At 64.1% G+C, this 4,228-nt stretch carries 6 protein-coding genes; all 6 read right to left on the bottom strand.

The window, feature by feature from the left end:
- A partial coding sequence (locus ACLQ62_RS10050; protein WP_411721496.1) for a hypothetical protein occupies positions 1-1,399 on the bottom strand: 1,399 nt, incomplete at its 3' end.
- Positions 1,400-1,581: 182 nt separating this feature from the next.
- On the bottom strand, positions 1,582-2,094 hold the full coding sequence (locus ACLQ62_RS10045; protein ID WP_411721495.1) for a hypothetical protein: 513 nt from the start codon (positions 2,092-2,094) through the stop codon (positions 1,582-1,584).
- A 97-nt stretch (positions 2,095-2,191) separates the two neighbouring features.
- Entirely contained in the window at positions 2,192-2,623 is a 432-nt protein-coding gene (locus ACLQ62_RS10040; protein WP_411721494.1) for a hypothetical protein, read from the bottom strand.
- Positions 2,624-2,635: 12 nt separating this feature from the next.
- Entirely contained in the window at positions 2,636-3,370 is a 735-nt protein-coding gene (locus ACLQ62_RS10035) for a hypothetical protein (RefSeq protein WP_411721493.1), read from the bottom strand.
- Complete coding sequence (locus tag ACLQ62_RS10030) at positions 3,370-3,546, bottom strand: hypothetical protein (protein ID WP_411721492.1); 177 nt, start codon at positions 3,544-3,546, stop codon at positions 3,370-3,372. Before ACLQ62_RS10030 ends, ACLQ62_RS10035 begins: the two co-directional genes overlap by 1 nt.
- Before the next feature lie 452 nt (positions 3,547-3,998).
- Positions 3,999-4,228, bottom strand: a 230-nt coding sequence (locus ACLQ62_RS10025) for a hypothetical protein (RefSeq protein WP_411721491.1), incomplete at its 5' end; no start/stop codon positions are given.

The raw sequence follows: 4,228 nt of genomic DNA, 5'->3' as shown, positions 1-4,228 counted from the left end.
TCGCTCCGGAGGCTACTGCTGCGGCTCCCTGCGCTATCCATGCGCCGATGATCTGGTAGCTGGTGACGACGTACATGAAGCCGGTCTTGACTGCCCCGGCTCCGCTGGTCGCCCATGCGGCCACCTGTGCGGCGGCGGAGATTGTTGCTGCGACGCCTAGCCGGATCAGGACTGGGAGCATGACTGCGCCGATGACCGCTGCGATGGCGATGATGACGTCGGTGTTCTGGGTCATCCACTCGAACATGGACTGGAGGGCTGGGATAAGTCCGTCGAGCGCGGCCTTGGCGGAGTCGAGTGCTCCGCTGGCGGCGGTCTTGATGCTCTCCCATGCGGCGGTCCAGAACTCGCGGAACTCGCTGCTGGTGTCCCAAAGGTGCTTGATGACGGCGGCTATCGCCATGACGGCCACGATGAGGATGCCGATGCCTACGCCCTTGAGCGCGTTCTGGAAAAGGTAGGTGGCGAGGGTGCCGAGGGCTGCGGCAACCTCATAGACCTTCATGGCGGCTACTACGGCGAGGACGGCAAGGGCTGCCCCTCCGAGAATCATGCCCCACTGCAGGACGGCGTCGCTGTTCGCGGCTGCCCACTGGGAAGCCTCCGCGAGGGCCTGCGCGAGCTGCGTCATGAGGGGGAGGAGGGCTACGCCGATGGCTGCCTGCGCGTCCTCGAACTTGGCATTGGCGCGCTGCATGGCCCCGGCTGCAGTGTCCGCCTCGCGTCCGAAGTTGCCGGTGGCGTCGGCGGTCTGCTGGTTGAGGATGGCAAGCTTCGCCTGTAGCTGGGCGTTCTTCTCTGCTGGCCCGGTCAGGCCGGTCAGTCCCATGGCTAGCATCTGGGCCTCGACGGCGGCTTGGTTGATGCTGACGCCGTAACGCTCGATGGGGTCCGTCTCGCCTCGGAGCATGCTTGAGATTGCCTCAATGGCTTCGGAGGTCGTGCCGCCGAACATGGAGGCGAGGTCCGCGCCCTTCTTGATGAGGTTGTCCGTGCCGCTCGCGACGTCGCTCAGTGGGACGCCCATGTTCTTGAGCTGGGAGCCTACGATGCTGCTGAACTGCTGGTAGGCGCTGCTGCTGATGCCGACGCTGGTGGCTGCCTGCGCGGAGGCGTCCTTGACCGTCTGGGCGTATTCCTTGAAGACCGAATCGACGGCTCCAACGTTCTGCTCCGCCTCGGATGCGAGCGTGGCGAACTGCTTGGCTGCGAAGGCCACGCCGCCTGCGATGACGGTGGCCGGGACGGCGATCTTGCCGAGGGCCTCGTTGGCTTGCTCGCCGCTGATCTTGGCGCTCTTGGCTGTGGACTCCGCTGCCGCCTTGGCTTGGTTGAACGCGCCGATCATAGAGGAGGCGTTGCCGGTCAGCTTGGCCATTACTTCAATGACTGTTGCCATACCGGCACCGCCTCTTCTACTTGGTTATCTGGTCTTGGAGCTGGCCCGCTCCTGCTCGCGCTCGTGGGGTTCCACGATTTCGATCAGGGCGCGCCACTGGGTGAACTCCTGCGAACTCATCGGATTGCAATTGGGGCCTCCGTTGAATAGTTCGTCGAGCGTCCGCCCGGTGCGTTCTGCTACTAGGAAGCTGAGACGGAGGTTTCCGTCTCTGAGGATTTTCCCGCTTCTTCGTCCTTGGCGTCATCGGTCATGCCTGACAGCTTCAGGGCGGGCTTGGCGAGCTTGTCACCGGAGCCTGCGTCGAGGCCGTTAATGAAGGCGAGGTCGTCGTCAGAGAAGACTCGCTCGCCGGTCTCCGGGTCAAAGGAGGTCCGGATAATCAGCTCCGGATACAGGCGCTTGACGTCAGCTTCCTTGGTCTCCGGGTCGATGACGCTTGCGAGCATCTCGTTGCGGAGGCCGAGGGAGATGGAGCGAACTTCGATCTTGACGTCCCACAGCGGGAAGTCCACGACCTCGGATGCGTATGGGCGGGCGGCGGCAATGCGGTCTCGAATGGAGGGGCGCAGCGCGCCTCCTGCTGCCCTGTGGCCGTCCGTCTCGCCCGGGGTGGGGTGTGTCTGCGTCTGGGCTGCTGCGGGGGTCTCAGCGGGGCTTGTGGCGGCTGCTGCTTCTGCGTTGTACTCGGTCACTGTGGACACTCTCTCTCGTGGGTGGTGCTGATGGTGAAGTAGTCCCCTCCGGTGACCGCTCTTGCTGCGGTCAACCGGAGGGGGGTTCTAGGGGGTATTAGGCGACGGTGCGGACGGTCGGGCCGGTGCGCTGGCCTTCGAGCTTGAAGCTGATCGGGTCGCCGACGCCGCCTGCGGTGGAGTAGGCCGTCCAGATAACTTCGAGGGTGAACTTCGGCTTGGTCGCCGAAACGGGCAGGCCCGCTGGGCTGTACTCCACCGTGGCCGACGCGAGGGAGCCGCCGATAATGGCGTCGAAGGCTGCGGACAGGGTCGCGTCCACCGCCGGGTCGTACAGACCGGAGATGGAAACCGTGCCGTCGTTGAGGCCGACGATGTATTCCTTGGCGCTCGTGCCGAAGTGGCTGGTGTCCGCCGTCTCGACGGAGCGCGGCAGGTCAACCGCGTTGGTGACGAGGCTGATGTCGGTGAGTACGCCAGATGCGTTGTCCACCTTGATGACGCTGTTTTTGCCATGAACAAATGCCATGTTGTGCTCCTCTTATGCTCGGGCAAACGCCACGATGATCGTTGCTGATCCTGTGCCAGCTACGGGGGTGATGAGCGCCCGGACGTAGCGCAGGTTGGTGCCCGTTGTGGCGACCCGAACGCCTGTGCGGTTGCCCGCTGCGACGTTGACGGTGGCCGAATCGACCCAGACAGAGTTGTCCGCGCTCTGCTGAATCTTGACTTCGGTATTGGTCGAGCGGGTGTTGTCGATGGGGTGGACGTGCGCCCAGCCGCCCGTTGATGTCAGCCAGTCCACCGTGCCGTAATCCGAAGCTGCTCCGGTTACCAGAGCAGTGATCGGAGCCTTGGCGTTCAGGCACTTGCCGTACTTGACGCCGCCGTTCACGGTAAGGTCCGCCTTGGCCGATACGACGTCCGAGGTTGGGCTGGTGATGTTGTAGCTGGTGTTGTAGACGCTGCCCATCCTGCAGGCTCGCCCTACTGCCACGCCGCCATCTTGGAAGAGGCTGGCGGGGAACTCGGCGTCGCTGTCGCGGAGGCCCTGCAGGAGCTCTTCGGCTCCGGTGCCTGCGACGTTGCTGTCGTAGAAGCCCGAGAGGCTAATGGTGCCGTCTGCCATGCCTGCGATGTACTGCTTGGCCTCGGACTCGAAGGGGGTGGCGTCGTGGGTTTCGACTGTCCTGCCTACGTCCGCGCTGTTGAAGTACGGGGAGCAGTTCTGACCGGCGAGATAGACGCCGGTGGCTTTACCGTGGCGAAAGGGCATTACTTAGTCACCTGCTTGATGGCTCCGACTTCGAGCAGCAGGGCCTTGCTGCCGTAGGGCAGATCGGTTACGACGTCCCCCGGCTCAGCCCGCTTGTTTGGCGGGTAGTTGATGCCGATTAGGACCTCGTACTCGACCGGCTCGTCGCTCGTGCTGGCGGTGGTCTTGCCTGCCATGCTGCTCCTCCGAGGGGGGTTGTGCGGGGGGCTTCTCCTCTGGAGCGTAGGGCACCCCTCCGTGGCCCCCTCGGCGTGACACGCCCGGGCATGCAAAAGGACCCCCTCGCCGTGGTGGCGAGGGGTCCTAGGTGGAGGTCAATCCTTGGGTCGATGGGCGGGGCAGAAGTAGTCGCGGTCTATGTCGGCGATCCACCCCTTCTGCTTGCAAGGCTTGCCCCTGTTGGTGGTGGCGGCGCACCATTGATATCCGCCGTAGTCCGGTTCAAGCAATGAGCGCTGCCGGAATGTGCGCTGCTACGAAGGCGACGATTATTACGACGGCCCACACGGCTCCCTTGGCGATGTCCCGGAGGAGCTGCTTCTCCAGCGCGCTCACTTAAGCCTCGCCCCACTGCCGAGCAGGAGGATTGCTGCCATGACGAGGCAGGGGAGCATCAGGATGTACTGGCTCATGCGCTCTTCTCCGCTGCCTCGATGATGGCCGCTGCGATGGCTGCGGCGTCTTCCTTGCGGTACTCGACGGCCATGCTGCGGATGTTGCCGCCGTGGGTCCGCCAGTCGATCTGGATGGCGGGGTTTGTGGTGGTGCTGGGAATGGCAGGCCAGACGGTGAGGTCAACGTCTTCCTTGTCCGCCGAGTGGACTTTGATCGTGGGCTTGAGGCTCATGGTGGTTCTCC

It is taken from the genome of Mycetocola sp., assembly GCF_046716805.1.
Taxonomy (GTDB): Bacteria; Actinomycetota; Actinomycetes; order Actinomycetales; family Microbacteriaceae; genus Mycetocola_A.
The sequence above is the reverse complement of the archived record's forward strand: the minus strand, read 5'-3'. Positions and strand labels throughout refer to the sequence as shown.

Bases quoted from the DNA above. Each gene is read 5' to 3' on its own strand.
- ACLQ62_RS10040 (WP_411721494.1), bottom strand. From the start codon at position 2,623: ATGGCATTTGTTCATGGCAAAAACAGCGTCATCAAGGTGGACAACGCA.
- ACLQ62_RS10030 (WP_411721492.1), bottom strand. From the start codon at position 3,546: ATGGCAGGCAAGACCACCGCCAGCACGAGCGACGAGCCGGTCGAGTAC.
- ACLQ62_RS10035 (WP_411721493.1), bottom strand. From the start codon at position 3,370: ATGCCCTTTCGCCACGGTAAAGCCACCGGCGTCTATCTCGCCGGTCAG.